Annotated in this window: 15 protein-coding genes; 9 read left to right on the forward strand and 6 right to left on the reverse strand. The window is 67.4% G+C overall.

The annotated features are described in order from the left end of the window. Positions 1–35: 35 nt before the first annotated feature. A complete protein-coding gene (locus tag SY91_RS20910) occupies positions 36–335 on the reverse strand; it encodes a YXWGXW repeat-containing protein (RefSeq protein WP_023477095.1) in 300 nt (99 codons plus the stop codon). A 319-nt stretch (positions 336–654) separates the two neighbouring features. On the opposite strand from SY91_RS20910, the gene SY91_RS20915 reads away from it, so the two are divergent. From SY91_RS20915 to yddG, 3 genes are all read left to right on the forward strand, one after another. Then, positions 655–2,340: a purple acid phosphatase family protein gene (locus SY91_RS20915; protein ID WP_023477093.1), complete on the forward strand. Its 1,686-nt coding sequence runs from the start codon at positions 655–657 to the stop codon at positions 2,338–2,340. 106 nt (positions 2,341–2,446) lie between these two features. Next, the gene (locus tag SY91_RS20920) at positions 2,447–2,728 is read left to right on the forward strand and encodes a hypothetical protein (protein ID WP_234621029.1); all 282 of its coding nucleotides are present in this window, start codon (positions 2,447–2,449) and stop codon (positions 2,726–2,728) included. Positions 2,729–2,912: 184 nt separating this feature from the next. Continuing rightward, complete coding sequence (gene yddG / locus SY91_RS20925; protein ID WP_185921344.1) at positions 2,913–3,857, forward strand: aromatic amino acid DMT transporter YddG; 945 nt, start codon at positions 2,913–2,915, stop codon at positions 3,855–3,857. 70 nt (positions 3,858–3,927) lie between these two features. Here the strand turns inward: yddG and SY91_RS20930 are convergent, their stop codons facing one another. Together SY91_RS20930 and SY91_RS20935 are read right to left on the reverse strand one after the other, a co-directional pair. After that, positions 3,928–4,560 carry a LysE family translocator gene (locus SY91_RS20930; protein WP_006478951.1) on the reverse strand — a complete coding sequence of 211 codons (633 nt, stop codon included), beginning with the start codon at positions 4,558–4,560 and terminating at the stop codon, positions 3,928–3,930. A 118-nt stretch (positions 4,561–4,678) separates the two neighbouring features. Next, on the reverse strand, positions 4,679–5,575 hold the full coding sequence (locus tag SY91_RS20935; RefSeq protein ID WP_023477090.1) for a LysR family transcriptional regulator: 897 nt from the start codon (positions 5,573–5,575) through the stop codon (positions 4,679–4,681). A 34-nt stretch (positions 5,576–5,609) separates the two neighbouring features. Between SY91_RS20935 and SY91_RS35120 the strand changes: the two genes are divergently transcribed. From SY91_RS35120 to SY91_RS20950, 3 genes are all read left to right on the forward strand, one after another. Further along, positions 5,610–6,101, forward strand: coding sequence for a hypothetical protein (locus tag SY91_RS35120; protein WP_234621703.1), 492 nt, complete (start codon positions 5,610–5,612; stop codon positions 6,099–6,101). 151 nt (positions 6,102–6,252) lie between these two features. After that, on the forward strand, positions 6,253–6,510 hold the full coding sequence (locus SY91_RS20945) for a hypothetical protein (protein WP_006478949.1): 258 nt from the start codon (positions 6,253–6,255) through the stop codon (positions 6,508–6,510). 286 nt (positions 6,511–6,796) lie between these two features. Beyond that, the gene (locus tag SY91_RS20950) at positions 6,797–7,096 is read left to right on the forward strand and encodes a DUF4148 domain-containing protein (RefSeq protein ID WP_006478947.1); all 300 of its coding nucleotides are present in this window, start codon (positions 6,797–6,799) and stop codon (positions 7,094–7,096) included. A gap of 84 nt (positions 7,097–7,180) precedes the next feature. On the opposite strand, the gene SY91_RS20955 is transcribed toward SY91_RS20950, so the two are convergent. From SY91_RS20955 to SY91_RS20965, 3 genes are all read right to left on the reverse strand, one after another. After that, positions 7,181–8,953, reverse strand: coding sequence for a diguanylate cyclase domain-containing protein (locus tag SY91_RS20955; protein ID WP_023477089.1), 1,773 nt, complete (start codon positions 8,951–8,953; stop codon positions 7,181–7,183). Then, positions 8,950–10,080 carry a PotD/PotF family extracellular solute-binding protein gene (locus SY91_RS20960; protein ID WP_006478945.1) on the reverse strand — a complete coding sequence of 377 codons (1,131 nt, stop codon included), beginning with the start codon at positions 10,078–10,080 and terminating at the stop codon, positions 8,950–8,952. The genes SY91_RS20955 and SY91_RS20960 overlap by 4 nt, the downstream gene beginning before the upstream one ends. A 214-nt stretch (positions 10,081–10,294) precedes the next feature. After that, positions 10,295–11,017: a FadR/GntR family transcriptional regulator gene (locus SY91_RS20965; protein WP_006478944.1), complete on the reverse strand. Its 723-nt coding sequence runs from the start codon at positions 11,015–11,017 to the stop codon at positions 10,295–10,297. A 269-nt stretch (positions 11,018–11,286) separates the two neighbouring features. On the opposite strand from SY91_RS20965, the gene uxuA reads away from it, so the two are divergent. The 3 genes from uxuA (at position 11,287) to SY91_RS20980 (ending at position 15,295) form a co-directional block, all read left to right on the forward strand. Then, positions 11,287–12,348: a mannonate dehydratase gene (gene uxuA / locus SY91_RS20970; protein WP_181158610.1), complete on the forward strand. Its 1,062-nt coding sequence runs from the start codon at positions 11,287–11,289 to the stop codon at positions 12,346–12,348. A 72-nt stretch (positions 12,349–12,420) separates the two neighbouring features. After that, positions 12,421–13,731 carry an MFS transporter gene (locus SY91_RS20975; RefSeq protein WP_023477087.1) on the forward strand — a complete coding sequence of 437 codons (1,311 nt, stop codon included), beginning with the start codon at positions 12,421–12,423 and terminating at the stop codon, positions 13,729–13,731. A 130-nt stretch (positions 13,732–13,861) separates the two neighbouring features. Next, entirely contained in the window at positions 13,862–15,295 is a 1,434-nt protein-coding gene (locus SY91_RS20980; protein WP_006478941.1) for a PLP-dependent aminotransferase family protein, read from the forward strand. Positions 15,296–15,313: the final 18 nt, after the last annotated feature.

Here is a 15,313-nt window from a genome sequence, read left to right on the forward strand (position 1 = left end):
GCGCCGGCCTCGCGTGCCGCGCGGCGGCGTGCACGTCAGGCCCAGTGGCCCGGTACCCAGCGCCAGGCCGGGCCGCGCGCGTCCCAATGCCCGGGCACCCAGTGGTAACCGACGCGCACGACCTGCCAGTGGCCCGGAATCCATACGTAGCGACCCTGCCGCCAGTGCCAGTGCCCCTGATCCCATACGTAACCCGCACGGGCCGCCGGCATCACTTCGACACGCGGCGGCGGCGGTGCATAAGGCGCGACGATCACGGCTTGCGCGAATACGGCGGACGTCGCGAGCGCAGCCATGCCTGCGGCGGCCCATCGCAATGGAACAGAAAGTTTCATGAAAGACTCCGAAATAACGGGCATCGACCGGTGGCGGTCGTTCATGCATTAAACGGAGCAGGCGGAAGAAATCCGTCGCGATATCGGCGAATAAATTTCGGGGGCCGCCGCGGCGTCGATGTCGACTGGCGGCGCGCGCCGCGCGATCGTACGTATCGGCCGCCACGCATGCGGGGTTGCGGTACTGTCACAACGCGGCAAAACTGCCCTTCGACAATGCAGGCGACCGGGACCCCGCTCGTTTCCGGCCCACGCCCCGGCCGTGCTTGCGCATGGCCGCGCGGTTCCCCTCGCGCCCCATCAAACGAATACACCGACCATGTCGAACCAGGACACTTTCCCTGACCAGCCGAACGAGCCGGCCGCCTCCGTGTCGCGTCGCGGCTTCCTGAAACTCGCCGGCATCTCCAGCCTCGCCACCGCTGCCGGCGGGCTTGCGGCCGCCCGCGCCGCCGCGTCGAATCCGGACGGCACGCCCGAGCAGGTTCACCTGACGTGGAGCAACGACCCGACGTCGGAAGTCGTGATCTCTTGGGCGTCGCTCGCCCCCGCCGTCAATCCGCGCGCGCGCATCGTCGCCGACGGCGAGCCGGGGCGCACCGTGCACGGCGTCCAGCGCCTGTACACGGACGGCCTGAACGGCGAGACCGTATTCGCGTACCACGCGCGCGTGCACGGACTGAAGCCGGATACGCGCTACCGCTACGAGATCACGGCCGACAACGACAGCAACGCCGCGCAGCCGTTCTCCGCGAATTTCTCGACTGCGCCGCGCGGCCGGGCGCCGTTCCGTTTCACGAGCTACGGCGATCTCGCGACGCCGAACGGCGCGTGGGTGCTGTCGTCGCCGCAGAGCCGCTTCGCGGTGCAGGCCGTCGAACAGTTCCAGCCGCTGTTTCACCTGCTGAACGGCGACCTCTGCTATGCGAACCTGAACCCGGCGCACCAGCCCGAGGTGTGGCGCGATTTCGGCAACAACAACCAGACGTCGGCTGCGAACCGCCCGTGGATGCCGTGCCCCGGCAATCACGAGATCGAATTCAACAACGGTCCGCAGGGGCTCGACTCGTACCTCGCACGCTATACGCTGCCCGAGAACGGCACGCATTTCCCGGGCCGCTGGTACAGCTTCCGCGTGAGCTCGGTGCTGTTCGTGTCGCTCGACGCCGACGACGTCGTGTACCAGGATGCCGCCGCGTTCGTCGGCGGCCCGGCGCCGCTCGTGCCGGCCGCGAGCACCGGCCGCCCGCCGATCGAGCCCGGCACGTCGTTCTACGTGCGCGGCTACAGCAACGGCGAGCAGACGCGCTGGCTCGAACGCACGCTGCGTCACGCCGCGCACGACGACGACATCGACTGGATCGTCGTGCAGATGCATCAGGACGCGCTCAGTTCGTCGAAAACGGGCAACGGCTCCGACAAGGGCATTCGCGAAGCGTGGCTGCCGCTGTTCGACCGTTACGGCGTCGACCTCGTGCTGTGCGGCCACGATCACGACTACGAGCGCAGCTACCCGGTGCGCGGCTGCAATCACCGCGCGGGCGTCGATGCGCAAACCGGTGAAGTGGTCGAAACGCTGCAGCCGCGCCCGGTCGGCTCGAACGACCCGGACCGCACGAAGTTCGACACGAGCCACGGCACGATCCACCTGATCCTCGGCGGCGGCGGCACCAGCGCGCCGCTCGACGTGTACGGCGAAAACCCGTCGACCGGTTTTGCGCAGGCGAAGGTATTCACGAAGCCGAACCGGCCGGTGCCGGGCACCGCGCCGAACACGTTCGTGCGTCAGCCGGCCGATGCGCTCGAGGACGCGATCTGGTCCGCGCGTCGCGATACGGGCACCGGCTACGGGATCGCGGTGTTCGACCACGATCCGGGCAAGCCGGGCGGCCACACGACGATCACGATGCGCTACTACCACGCGCCGGGCGCCGACCAGCATCCGACCGCGCAGTACGAGCTGTTCGAGACGATCGAGTTGAGCAAGAAGCGGCGCGAGCGGTGATCGACGCATCGGGCGCCCGCTGCGACGAGCGCCCGATGCGCGGCCGTCGACGGCCGGAACGCGCGGCGCGGGTCAGACTGCCCGCGTCGCACTCCGGCCCATGCAGATGAGTTTCGAATACCGCATTTACACGCCATCTTCGGCCGCCCCATTCGACGCCGTCGCCAACGTGCTGCGGCAAGCGCATCGCGACATCGACGTTGATCCCCACGAACGGCGGCTTGAAATTCTCGATGCGGCCAGCGGCTGGCCGCTGATCGATCTGTCGATCGAAGCAGCCGTTTTCCGCCTTGTCACGACGCTGGGCCCGACGCGAAACGCGATGCTCGACGCGATCGGACGCGCGCTGTCGGGAATCGACGCACCGTGGCATATCGACGACGCGTGATCGGCTCGCGCGACTGAGTCGATCGTGCACGCCAGTCCGGCCGCCTCGCTGCAACGGCCGCGTCCCCGTAAAATGCGCGTTTCCGGCGAAATCTTCCCTTTGTATCGCGGCCCGCGCTGACGGCACGCGCGAGCCGAGCCGAATCATCCGAAATCGAACTGGCATGTTGAAACAGGCAGCACGCATGAAACGCAAGAAGAAGGCAACGCTCGTCGGGCTCGGCGCGGTGCTGTTATGGGCGTCGGTGGTCGCGCTCGTGCGGGGCGTCAGCGAAAGCCTCGGCGCGACCGGCGGCGCGGCGATGATCTATACGGTGGCGTCCGTGCTGCTGCTGTTCTCGATCGGCTTCCCCGACCTGAGCCGCTTCCCGAAAAGCTATCTGCTCTGGGGCGGGCTGCTGTTCGTGTCGTACGAGCTGTGCCTGGCGCTGTCGATCGGCTATGCGAGCAACGGTCGGCAAGCGATCGAAGTCGCGATGGTCAACTATCTGTGGCCGAGCCTTACGTTGGTCGCCGCCATCGTATTCAACCGGCAGCGCGCGAACCTGCTGGTCGTGCCGGGCGTCCTGCTGTCGATGCTCGGCATCTGCTGGGTGCTCGGCGGCGACCAGGGGCTCGATCCCGCCGGCATGCTGCGCAACGTCGCGGACAATCCGCTGAGCTACGGCCTGGCATTGTTCGGCGCGCTGATCTGGGCCGCCTATTGCACGGTGACCGCGCGCATCGCCGACGGCAAGAACGGCGTCACGCCGTTCTTCATGCTGGTCGCCGCGGTGCTCTGGATCAAGTTCGCGATCGAAGGCGGCGGCGGCATGACGTTCAGTTTTCGCGCGATCGTGTATCTCGTGCTGGCGGCGTCGGCGCTCGGCTTCGGCTACGCAGCCTGGAACACCGGCATCATGCACGGCAACGTGACGGTCATCGTCGGCGCATCGTACTTCACGCCGGTGCTCGCCGCCGCCCTCGCCGCCACGCTGCTGCATGCGCCGCTGTCGATCGAATTCTGGCAAGGCGCATCGATGGTGTGCGGCGGCTCGATCCTGTGCTGGCTCGCGACGCGCAGCCGGCGTCGTGACGAGGCCGAGCCCGTGCCGATCGGTAGGGAAACCGAAGGTAACTGCCACGGATAACGATGCCCGGCGCCGTCGACGGAAGGTCCGAACGCAGCGGTCGGCCATGCCCCGAACTGGGGCCGCCGGGCTACCTCTGCGATTCCAGCGCGATCCGCACGGCCAGCCCGGCCAGCACCGTCCCCATCAACCAGCGCTGAACCGCCGCCCACAGCGGCCGCCCCGCGAGAAAGCCTGCGATCGAACCGGCCGCGCAGGCAATCAGCGCGTTGACGCTGACGCTCACCGCGATCTGCACGCAGCCGAGCGCCAGCGATTGCGCGAGCACGCTGCCGTGCCCCGGCACGATGAACTGCGGCAGCAACGACAGATACATCACCGCGATCTTCGGGTTCGCGAGGTTCGTGACGAAGCCCATCGTGAACAGCCTGACGCGGCTGTCGTGCGGCAACTGCCGGACCTGGAACGCGGAGCGCCCGCCCGGCTTCAGCGCCTGCCACGCCAGGTACGCCAGATACAGCGCGCCGGCAAAGCGCAGCGCATCGTATGCGTACGGCACGGTCATCACCAGCGCGGTGATGCCCACTGCCGCGCACACCATGTAGAACACGAATCCCAGTGCGACGCCGCCGAGCGATATCAGCCCGGCGCGGCGGCCCTGGCAGATCGAGCGCGAAACCAGATAGATCATGTTCGGTCCAGGCGTCAGCACCATGCCGAGCGACACGAGTCCGAACGCAAACAGGGTGGGCAAGGCCGGCACGGCACGCTCCTTCAGGGTAACGACAACGATGTCCGAGCAATATATTGCATCTCGATTATCGTCGGCATGAATAAACTGCAAGCACCCCATGAGCGTCGTGCATCGTACCGACCGGTTGCTACCTGCCCTTTTTCGCGCGCGTCCGGGTCGTCTTTCCCGCCTTCGCACGTTGCGCATCGACGAGCCGCACGAACTCGTCGGTGACCGCATTGCCCGTGGTGTTCCACGCCAGTCGCACGGAGCGATGCAGCCGCGGCGACAGTTCCAGCACACGGCCGCCGAACGGCGTGTACGTGAGCGTGACGCGCGGCACGATCGACACGCCCATGCCCGCCTCCGCCATCGACAGGATGGTGCGCATCTCGACGACGTTGAACGCCGCGCGAAGCGGCACGCCGCCGCGCGCGAAGTAATCCGTGATCACCGGCCCGCACCCCGCCTTCGAGAAGATGAACGGCGCCGCGGCCAACTGCCTGGCCGACACGCTCTTGCGGCCGGCGAACATGTCGTCGGCCGCCACCGCGACGAAATCCTCATCGAGTAGCGGCAGGTTGTGCGCGAACGTCTTCGTGCCGGCCACCACGCCGACGTCGGCCGTCCCGTCGTCGATCCACCCTTCGACTTCGCTGTCCGTGCCTTCGAGCAGCACCGCCGACACGCCCTGGTGCATTTCCTTCAACGCCTCGAGCGCGGGAACGACGAACGCCAGCGACACGCTCGGCAGCGACGCGACCACCAGCTTCCCTTCAAGCTTGCCGCGCGACAGGCTGAACTGCTGGCGCAGCATCTGCGCTTCCCGCACCACGCTCTGGACATACGGCCACAGGCGTTCGCCGGCCGCCGTCAGAACGACCGGCTGCCGGTCACGCCAGAGCAGCTTGACCTGCGTGATGTCTTCCAGCTCCGTCAGCGCATGGCTGATCGCGGATTGACTGCGGCTGAGCCGGTCTGCCGCGGCCGTCAGCGAGCCGAGTTCGACCACGGCGGCCAGAGCCTGCAACTGGGCAAGCGTCATCAGGTTTCCTCGTTCGGGGGTATGTATGCCACGCATGAAGTGGCTGATCGACTTGAATTATATTGAACTGCCGGCGAATGCCGGCATGGGGCTGATTCGCCCGCTGCGGGACAAGATATCGCCCGGGATTTTCAGGATGGTCGCCCTGCTGTTCGTGCTCGTCGCAGCGTCGCGGATGATCTGGAAGTCGGGCGCATTTCGGCACGGCGGATCGCCTGCCGCCCGCACGGGCAGCGTGCACGCAGCATGCGTTCTGAAAGCTGCAACGCGTAGTATTCGCAGACCCGGCGTATCGCTCCGACCGACAGCGCGGACGATATGCGACCGGCTTTGCTGCGCGTACGCTGATACCGACGTCGGCGTTGCCACGTTTTCAGAGGCACGAAATGGAAACCTATGTGTTGCTGGGCTGCGGATTGGGCCTTGGCTTGTTGATCGCGATCTGGGGCATCTGGTCGCTCCGATGACGCGCACCGGCCCCGTCCGCGCGCAAGGATTCCGTATGGAGACGGACGGGAAACCATAGTATCGGTGAACGGTTCCATTCGACTTGATTCGCAGTCCGATTCAGCCTGACATCGCCCGCCCCTGAACCGTCGGTCGCCGCTGCCGCCCGGCACGCGACATGTTCGGCACCGCGCCCTGCTCCATTCCCGAAGACGCGTTAGACTATTCGGATGGAACAATGCCGTTATTGCCAGAGAATCCGCGATGAATGGGATTGCCACGGCGACGAATGCCGCCGGGCAATCGCCAAGGCACTGCGCCGCCAGCGTGCGGGCCTGCCGATGGTGCCCGATCGCATCCGCAACGAGTTGCCGTCCGGCGCGCCGACCCAGCAGGTGATCGCGGTCCTGTCGCGCCAGCGCCTGCGCGCGCGTCGCGGCAACGAGGAACGCCGCGAGCGCAAGGAAATCGACGACGACGGGGTCTGATCCAGCCACCGTGCCGTCTCGCGCTCCGTTGCACGTTGTTCGCCCCCTCCTTCCCGCAGGGCGTCCCCCCGTGCGCGCATCCCTTCTGTTCACGCCCCCCTGTCCCTTGCAATCCCGGCAACACCGCATGGGGACAGAAGATGTTTGTCTCGAAATTATTACCTCGAGCGCAACGATCTTTCACTCAAACCCACGTTTACCCTAGATCACGCGACGCCTACGATGTAATCAACCGCTTACGACATGGTGTCGAACGCGGAAAGCCAAATAAACATCGGAGGTCATCATGAAATCGCTCGTTTCCGCAGTCGCCGCCGCCGTCGCCCTGTCCGCCTCGTTCGGCGCATTCGCACAAAGCACCGTGACGCGCGCCCAGGTGCGCGAGGAACTGGTCCAGCTCGAAAACGCCGGCTACAAGCCCAGCCAGTCGAGCCCGCATTACCCCGCCGACATCCAGGCTGCGCAAGCCCGCGTGCACGGCGTCGACAACAGCGGCTCCGGCTCGCAACCGGCCGCGACCGCCGAGAGCGGCGCACCGGTCGTCCGCGCGCAGAACCCGCGCGACTCGGTCTACTTCGGCCATTAAGTCTGCCGCTGCACGCCCCGCGCGTGCGGCCCGCAGATGCAACGAGCCCGTCCCGCGTCGGGCTCGTTGCGTTTCGGCCCGCCGTCAGCGAGTGCCGTCCGAGGCGACGCGACCGGTTTGGTCCGGCGTACCTCCGCGGACCAGATCCTGATAGCGCACGCACACGCACTGCGCGGACGCCTTCGCCGCATACATCGCCGCATCCGCCTTGACGAGCAACTCCTCGGCCGACGCGCCATCCGCCGGAAACTCGCTGACGCCGATGCTCGCGCCGACGGCCATGCGCCCTTCGTCGAACTCGAGCTCCTCGGCCATCACGATCTGGATGCGCGACGCGACATCGCCGATCACCGCGGGTGAACTCACGTCCGAAATCAGCACGATGAATTCGTCGCCGCCGAGCCGTGCCGCCATGTCGCCGGCGCGCAGCACCTGGCTCAGACGCTTCGCGACCGCGACGAGCGTGCGGTCGCCCGCCGAGTGTCCGTGCTGGTCATTGATCTGCTTGAAGCGGTCGAGATCGACGAACATCACCGCCAGCCCTTCGCGCACCGCGGCCGCATGCCGGATCGCGGCCTCGAGATGCTCCATGAACAGCAGGCGGTTCGGCAGGCCGGTCAGCGGATCGTGACCGGCAAGGTGCGTCAGCTCCAGCTGCTTCGCGCGCAGCATCGCCATCTGCGTGCGGATCTCCACGCGCATGCTGTCGAAACAGCGCGCGAGCACGCCGATCTCGTCGGCCCGCGCGACCGGCAGCCGTTCGGCGGCCGGGTCGTCGAACACGTGTGTCGCGGCGCGCGCGAGGGTCTGCAACGGCCGCGTGATCGCACGCGCGAACAGGATCGCGAGAATCACCGCCAGCACGCTCGATACGAGCACCATCCTGACGATTCGTTCGCCCAGCATGCCGGCCGGCGCGAGCACGTCGGCCAGCGGGCGAGCCATCCCGAGCACGACGAAGCGGTTGCCCTCGTCCTGCCCGAACGGCGTGCGCACGAACGCGAACATCTGTCCCGGTGCTTCGTCGGGCTGCGCGAGTCCGTTGAGCGTCACGTTCGTGCGCGCGCTGTCGAACAGCGCGCGCGTGACGGCAAAGCGGTCCTGCATCAACACGCGCCGGCCGCGATCGAAGCCGAACGTCTGCGCCGGATCGGGATGCACGAGAAAATCGCCCCACTCGTTCGCGAGATAAACCGCATAGTCGTCCGGAAGATCGCGTTCGAGCCGGTCTAACACGCGCGACAGCTCGACGTCGACGACGAGCGCGCCGACCGTCTGGCCGGCCGCGTCGACCACCGGCGTGCCCACGCGCAGAATCGGCAGCCCTTCCGCCGCATGCGATCCCGTCTCGTGATTGACCACGATCGGCGACAGATAGATATGGCCGGGCGCCGTCGCGAGCGTATCGAATACATAGGAGAACTGCCCTTTCTCCTGGAACGCGCTTTCGGGCAGCACGACGATGCCGCGCGCATCGCGATCGAGGCGAATGCGTTCGATCCCGAAATGCCCGCTCGCGATCAGGCGAATCTGCAGGTATTCCGCATGATTGCGCATGAAGCTGTAGTACACCTGCTCGAGCCGCATGCGTCGCGCGGTGTCCGGGTTGTCGCCGCCAGCGACGGACGCGGACGACGGCAACTGCGCGAGCACGAGCGCATCGTCGGCCACGTCGGCAAGCGCGGTGGTGAAGCGCTGCCCGAGCAATTGCGTCGACATCAGCAGGCTGTGCTGCGCTTCCTGCACGAGCATCGCGCGGTTGGCGCGATACGCGGAGTAGCCGGTCGTGCCGGCCGCGATCACGCCGATGCACGCGAACAGCAACGACAGCTTCGACGTGAGGCCGAGCCGGATCATTTTCCGAATCGCTCCGGCCGGTCGCCCGACACGATGCGGCTCCACAGCGATTCGCGGCGCGCGATGTCCTCCACGGGCTGAAGCCACACGAGATGCTGGTGTCCGGTATCCAGGCCGCGCGGCGGCTCGAGCGTGTTCGCGAGCCCCTGACGCTCGGTCAGCAGCGCGCCGATCGCCGGTTCGAGCATGTAGTTGATCCACGCGAAGGCAAGCTCGGGACGTTGCGCGCCGCGCGTGACGGCCCAGCAGTCGAGCCACGCGAGCGCGCCTTCGTCCGGGATCACGTACCCGACGTCCGCGCCGGCGCGACGCAACTGCTCCACCTGCTGCGTGCCGTAGTTGCCGAACATCAGCGCCGCGCGATGCTGGACGAACAGCGCGGTCGCTTCTTCGGGAAGCGTGTAGTACGTCAGCAGGTTGCGGCGCAGGTCGATCAGCTTGCGGGCCACGGCAAGCGTCTGCGCGGGCGACAGGCGGAACGGATCGGAATAGCCGAGCGCCAGCGCCGTGAACGAGAAGTTGTGCTGCGCGCTGTTGAAGTCGAGCACCTTGCCGCGATAGCGAGGATTCCACAGCTCGCGCATCGAGCGCGGCGCGGCCGGCACCTGCTTGCGATCGTAGATCAGCCCCATCGACGAATACGTGAACGGGATCGCGTAGGACGCGCCGTCCTGCACGAGGCCGCCGATCGTCGCGAGCTGCTGGAAATTCGGCAACTGCCGCCGCCGGTTCGCGATGCGCGACAGGTCGATCGGCGCAAGCAGGTGTTCATGCGCATAGCGCTGGATCTCGGCCGTGTTCGCGGCCAGCACGTCGTACGGCGGCGGCGACGCGCTGTGCAACCGCGTCCACAGCGCTTCGTCGGAATCGACCAGCGTCACCTCGACACGCACATGAAACTGCGCCTCGAATGCGCTGACGATATCGCTGTCCGCATAACCGGGCCAGGCCAGCACGCGCAGCACGTTGTCGTTGACGGTTTCGGGAGAGGCCGCGACGGCCGGCGGAACGGGCGCCAGTAAGCCAAGCGTCAGCATGACAAGCAGCGTGCGCACGGCGCCGCGGGCGCGCGCGCGTGCACCGATTCCCCTGATCAATCGCACCCCGCGTGAATCGCCCGGCTGCATTCGACTGTCCTTTTTCGAGTCGATGCGATATCCCGCAACGAGACCATAAAACGCAGGGTCACGCAATCGGAACAAGCCGCACGTCACGCATATTCGCAGGCCTCACGGCTGAATGCGACCCAATTACACGAGCCCGCGTCGGGCCGCGAACACACGAACACACGAACACGCGGAGACGCGGAGACACGGAGACGCGGAGACGCGAATACGAACGTCAGCGCCAGGCCTGCGTGAATTCGGCGATCACGCGCGACAGGTGGGCGCGCATCGCGTCGCGCGCACTGGCCGCGTCGCGCGCCATGATCGCCGCGAAGATCCGCTGGTGATCCTCCTGCGACGCCTCGCGCAGCGCGGGCGAGTGAAAGTGCTCCTCGATCTTGTCCCACAGCGGATCGGCGCGCGCGCAATCCCACATCGCCGTGACCATGTGCAGCAGCACCGTGTTGCCGGTCGATTCCGCGATGCGCAGGTGGAACTGGCGATCGGCCGCGTCATATGCGGCCTTGTCGTTCATCTGTTCGCGCATCGTCGTCAGCGAGAAAAACAGGCGGTCGAGATCGCCATCCTTGCGCTCGGTCGCCGCGAGCGCCGCGACTTCCGCCTCGATCAGCCCGCGCGCGCGCAGCGTCTCGATCGGCCCGGGGCCGCGCGGTACTTCGAACGTGACCGGCCGCGCGGCGTCGGCCGCCGACACGTAGATGCCCGAGCCGATCCGCACCTCGACGACCCCCTGCACCTCGAGCGCGATGATCGCCTCGCGCACTTGCGTACGGCTCACGCCGAACTGGTCGGCCAGACTGCGCTCCGACGGCAGTCGTGCGCCGGCTTCGAACGCGCCGGCGGCCACCATCGCGTGAATCTGCCGCGCAAGGCCGATATAGGAGCGGTCCGCGGCATCGGTGTCGCGGCTGGCGGGCAGGCTGGAAAGGTCGGTCATCGAAAGGCTCGCAACAGGCTGGCCGGCGCCGCTGCGGCGTCGGATCGACAAAATGGTACACCAATTTGGCTGCGCCGCCGGTTCGACCGATCGACCAGCCTATGCTTGCCACTTCCAGAAATGCATCACGGGTGATCGCTTGCCTGACAACTGGTAAACCACTATCCCACGCAACTGGCATACCAATCATAATCCGCACACCGACGACGGCCCGGCACGCCGCCGCCCCGCTCGTCCGACGCATGAACCGCCAGCCAGGAGCCTTTCCAGTGAAGATGTCTTTCCGTTGGTACGGCGAGTCCGATCCGGTCTCGCTGCAATACATCCGCCAGATCCCCGGCGTCACGCATATCGTGTCCGCGATCTACGACGAACCCGTGGGCGAGGTCTGGCCCGCGCACAAGATCGACGCGCTGAAGGCGACGATCGAGCGCGCCGGCCTGCAGTTCGACGTCGTCGAATCGGTACCGGTGCACGAGGACATCAAGCTCGGCAAGCCAACCCGCGACCGCCTGATCGACCACTACCGGCAAACGATCCGCCATCTCGGCGCGGCCGGCATCCGCGTCGTCTGCTACAACTTCATGCCCGTGTTCGACTGGACCCGCACCGAGCTGTCGAAGACACTCGACGACGGCTCGACCTGCCTCGCGTTCAGCACCGACGCGGTCGACCGGATCGATCCGAACGACGGCATCGCGCTGCCCGGCTGGGATTCGAGCTACCGGCCCGAACAGTTGCAGGCGCTGCTCGCCGACTACCGCGACGTCGACGAGAACGCGCTGTGGGCCAATCTCGAATACTTCCTGAAGGCGATCATTCCGGTCGCCGAGGAAGCCGGCGTGAAGATGGCGATCCATCCCGACGATCCGCCGCGCCCGATCTTCGGGCTGCCGCGCATCGTGAAGAACCGCGACGATCTCGCGCGGATCGTGCGCATCGTCGACTCGCCCGCGAACGGGCTGACGCTGTGCTCGGGCTCGCTCGGCGCGGGCCCCGAGAACGACGTCGAAGCGCTCGTGCGCGAGTTCGGCGCGATGGGCCGCATCCATTTCGCGCACATCCGCAACGTGAAGGTCGACGCGAACGGCGATTTCGAGGAAACCGCGCATCTGTCGAGCTGCGGCTCGCTCGACATCGCCGCGATCGTGAAGGCGTACCACGACACCGGCTTCACCGGCTACGTGCGCCCCGACCACGGCCGCATGATCTGGGGCGAGACGGGCAAGCCCGGCTACGGCCTCTACGACCGCGCGCTCGGCGCCGTCTACCTGAACGGCCTGTGGGAAGCGCTGGCGAAGTTCGACCGCACCCCGCAAGCATCGCGGTAATCCGCCCTTCGAGGCGGCCGGCGCAGCGGATCGCCGGTCGCCCGTCACGACATTCCGCGCGGAGACACCGCCATGCCACGCATTCGATGGGTCATGATCCTGATGTGCTTCCTGGCCAACGTCATCAACTTCATCGATCGCGCGAACCTCGCGATCGCGGCGCCCAGCATCCGTGCCGACCTCGGGCTCGACGCGGTCGGCATGGGGCTCGTGCTGAGCGCGTTCTTCTGGACCTATGCGTTCCTGCAATTGCCGGCCGGCTGGTTCATCGACAAGGTCGGCGTACGCATGAGCCTCGCGCTGGCCGTCGGCTGGTGGTCGGTATTCACCGTCGCGACGGGCGCCGCGCGCGGCCTCGCGCAACTCGTCGGCGTGCGGCTGATGCTCGGCGTCGGCGAAGCGGCCGCGATCCCGTCGTTCGCGAAGGTCGCGTTCAACTGGTTCCCGCGCAGCGAGCGCGGCCTGGCCAGCAGCATCTTCGACAGCGGCTCGCGCGTCGGCTCCGCGCTGTCGCTGCCGCTCGTCGCGTGGCTGATCTCGCTCGTCGGCTGGCGCGGGTCGTTCGTGATCACGGGCGGCATCGGCATCGTCTGGGCGCTCGCGTGGTGGTTCGTCTATCGCGACCCGGAACGCTATCGCGCGGTCGCGCCGGACGCCGTCGATGCGCTGCTCGCGCAACGCGGCGCACCGACGGTTGCGGCCGCAACCGACGGCCCGAAGGTGTCGTGGCTGGACCTGTTCCGCTATCGCACCGTGTGGGGGATGATGATCGGCCTGTTCTGCCTGAACTTCGCGATCTACTTCTTCATCACGTGGTTCCCGAGCTACCTGCTGCAGTCGCGCGGCTTCTCGCTCGCGTCGCTCGGCACGTGGGGCATGCTGCCCGCGCTGCTCGCGATTCCCGGCGGCTGGCTCGGCGGCTACGTGTCGGACAGCCTGTTCCGCCGTGGCTGGAGCGCCACCGCCGCGCGCAAGACCTGTCTCGTGCTCGGCATGCTGCTGTCGTCGTCGATCGCGCTGTCCGCGTTCGTCGAAAACGTGTGGGCCTGCCTCGGCCTGTTCGCGCTCGCGTATGCCAGCCTGTCGTTCGCCGGCGCCAACGTGTGGACGCTGGTCGGCGAAGTCGCGCCGACGCCCGCGCACGTCGCCTCGCTCGGCGGCATCCAGAACTTCGCGGGCAATCTCGCGGGCATCTTCATCACGACCTTCACCGGCGTGATGCTGTCGATCACGAAAGGCTCGTTCGTGGTGCCGCTCGCGGTGGCCGGCGCGCTGTGCGTGGTCGGTGCGCTGTCGTACCTGTTCATCGTCGGCAAGGTTGAACCGTTGCCGCCGCTGCGGCGCGGCAGCAGCGCACGGAATGTCGAGCCGAACGCGGCCTGACGCAGCGGGACGGCAGCGCGGAAACGCTCGCGCTTTCCTTTTCGGGCCACGCATCGGACAATGAGCCGCGCCCGCCGGGCGCGGTGCCGCCCCGGCCCGCGCGCGGCGGCGAAGCGCCCCGCCCACGCCGATGAAACGCTACGAAATCCTCGCCCATACGATCGCCGACGACATCCGCAACGGCAACCTCGCCGTCGGTACACGTCTGCCGTCGCTGCGGCAAATCATCGCGCAACATGGCGTGAGCCAGTCGACGGTGTTTCGCGCGTATTACCTGCTCGAGCAGTGGGGGTTGATCCGCGCGCGCGAACGCTCGGGCTACTACGTCGCGCCGGGCGCACAGCCGGCCACGAGCCCGGCGACGAAACGCCGTACGAGCCGCGCGGGTGCAACGCGCAAGGTCGACATCAGCAACCTCGTGTTCTCCGTGCTCGATGCGGCCACGCAGCCCGGCATCGTGCCGCTCGGTTCCGCGTTCCCGGCGCCGCAACTGTTTCCGCTGCCGCGCCTGGCGAAGTCGCTCGCGCAGGCCACGCGGCTCGTGAGCCCGTGGAGCACGGTGGTCGACCTGCCACCCGGCAACGAAGCGCTGCGCCAGCAGATCGCGCGGCGCTATCTCGCCACCGGCATCTCGCAGCCGATCGACGAAATCGTCGTCACGAACGGCGCACTCGAAGCGCTGAACCTGTGCCTGATGGCGGTGACGCGGCCCGGCGACGTCGTCGCCGTCGAAGCACCGGGCTTCTATGCGGCGCTGCAGGCGATCGAGCGGCTCGACCTGCGCGCGGTCGAGATTCCCGTCGATCCGCGTACCGGCCTCGATCTCGACGCGCTCGCGAGCGCGCTTGACCGGCACGCCATCCGCGCGTGCTGGTTCATGACCAATTTCCAGAATCCGACCGGCGTCACGCTGACCGCCGAAAAGAAGCGCGCGCTCGTCGAATTGCTCGCGGCGCGCAACGTGCCGCTGATCGAGGACGACGTGTACGGCGAACTGCATTTCGGCCCGGACTATCCGCTGCCCGCGCGCGCGTTCGACCGTCACGGCCTCGTGATGCACTGCAGTTCGTTCTCGAAGACGCTCGCGCCCGGCTACCGGATCGGCTGGGCCGCCGCTGGCCGGTTCGCGGAGAAGGTGCAGCGGCTCAAGCTGATGACGACGCTGTCGGCCAGCATCCCCGCGCAGGCCGGCATCGCGAACTATCTCGAGCACGGCGGCTACGACCGGCACCTGCGCAAGCTGCGCGGCGCGCTGCACGCGCAGCTCGACCGGATGGACGACGCGCTGCGGCGCTGGCTGCCGGCCGGCGTCGAATGGGTGCGGCCCGACGGCGGGTATTTCCTGTGGCTCGCGTTTCCCGATGCGATCGACGCGATGGAACTGCATCGCGAGGCGATCGCGCGCGGCATCAGCTTCGCGCCGGGCCCGCTGTTTTCGGCCGCGCACGGGTTCGAGCGCTGCGTGCGCGTGAACTTCGGCCATCCGTGGAGCCGCGACATCGAGCGCGCGATCCGCGTGCTCGGCGAACTGGTCGCGCAGCCGTCGGTCCGCAAGGCAGGTTGATCACGTAGTGCGCGAGCG

Origin of the sequence: Burkholderia cenocepacia (assembly GCF_014211915.1) — a bacterium.
GTDB lineage: Bacteria > Pseudomonadota > Gammaproteobacteria > Burkholderiales > Burkholderiaceae > Burkholderia > Burkholderia orbicola.

What these genes read in the sequence shown, in the direction of transcription:
- SY91_RS20920 (WP_234621029.1), top strand. Translation starts at nt 2,447, where the DNA reads ATGAGTTTCGAATACCGCATTTACACGCCATCTTCGGCCGCCCCATTC.
- SY91_RS20955 (WP_023477089.1), bottom strand. Translation starts at nt 8,953, where the DNA reads ATGATCCGGCTCGGCCTCACGTCGAAGCTGTCGTTGCTGTTCGCGTGC.
- SY91_RS20960 (WP_006478945.1), bottom strand. Translation starts at nt 10,080, where the DNA reads ATGCAGCCGGGCGATTCACGCGGGGTGCGATTGATCAGGGGAATCGGT.
- SY91_RS20935 (WP_023477090.1), bottom strand. Translation starts at nt 5,575, where the DNA reads ATGACGCTTGCCCAGTTGCAGGCTCTGGCCGCCGTGGTCGAACTCGGC.
- SY91_RS35120 (WP_234621703.1), top strand. Translation starts at nt 5,610, where the DNA reads ATGAAGTGGCTGATCGACTTGAATTATATTGAACTGCCGGCGAATGCC.
- SY91_RS20945 (WP_006478949.1), top strand. Translation starts at nt 6,253, where the DNA reads ATGGAACAATGCCGTTATTGCCAGAGAATCCGCGATGAATGGGATTGC.
- SY91_RS20910 (WP_023477095.1), bottom strand. Translation starts at nt 335, where the DNA reads ATGAAACTTTCTGTTCCATTGCGATGGGCCGCCGCAGGCATGGCTGCG.
- SY91_RS20950 (WP_006478947.1), top strand. Translation starts at nt 6,797, where the DNA reads ATGAAATCGCTCGTTTCCGCAGTCGCCGCCGCCGTCGCCCTGTCCGCC.
- SY91_RS20980 (WP_006478941.1), top strand. Translation starts at nt 13,862, where the DNA reads ATGAAACGCTACGAAATCCTCGCCCATACGATCGCCGACGACATCCGC.
- SY91_RS20915 (WP_023477093.1), top strand. Translation starts at nt 655, where the DNA reads ATGTCGAACCAGGACACTTTCCCTGACCAGCCGAACGAGCCGGCCGCC.
- SY91_RS20975 (WP_023477087.1), top strand. Translation starts at nt 12,421, where the DNA reads ATGCCACGCATTCGATGGGTCATGATCCTGATGTGCTTCCTGGCCAAC.
- yddG (WP_185921344.1), top strand. Translation starts at nt 2,913, where the DNA reads ATGAAACGCAAGAAGAAGGCAACGCTCGTCGGGCTCGGCGCGGTGCTG.
- SY91_RS20965 (WP_006478944.1), bottom strand. Translation starts at nt 11,017, where the DNA reads ATGACCGACCTTTCCAGCCTGCCCGCCAGCCGCGACACCGATGCCGCG.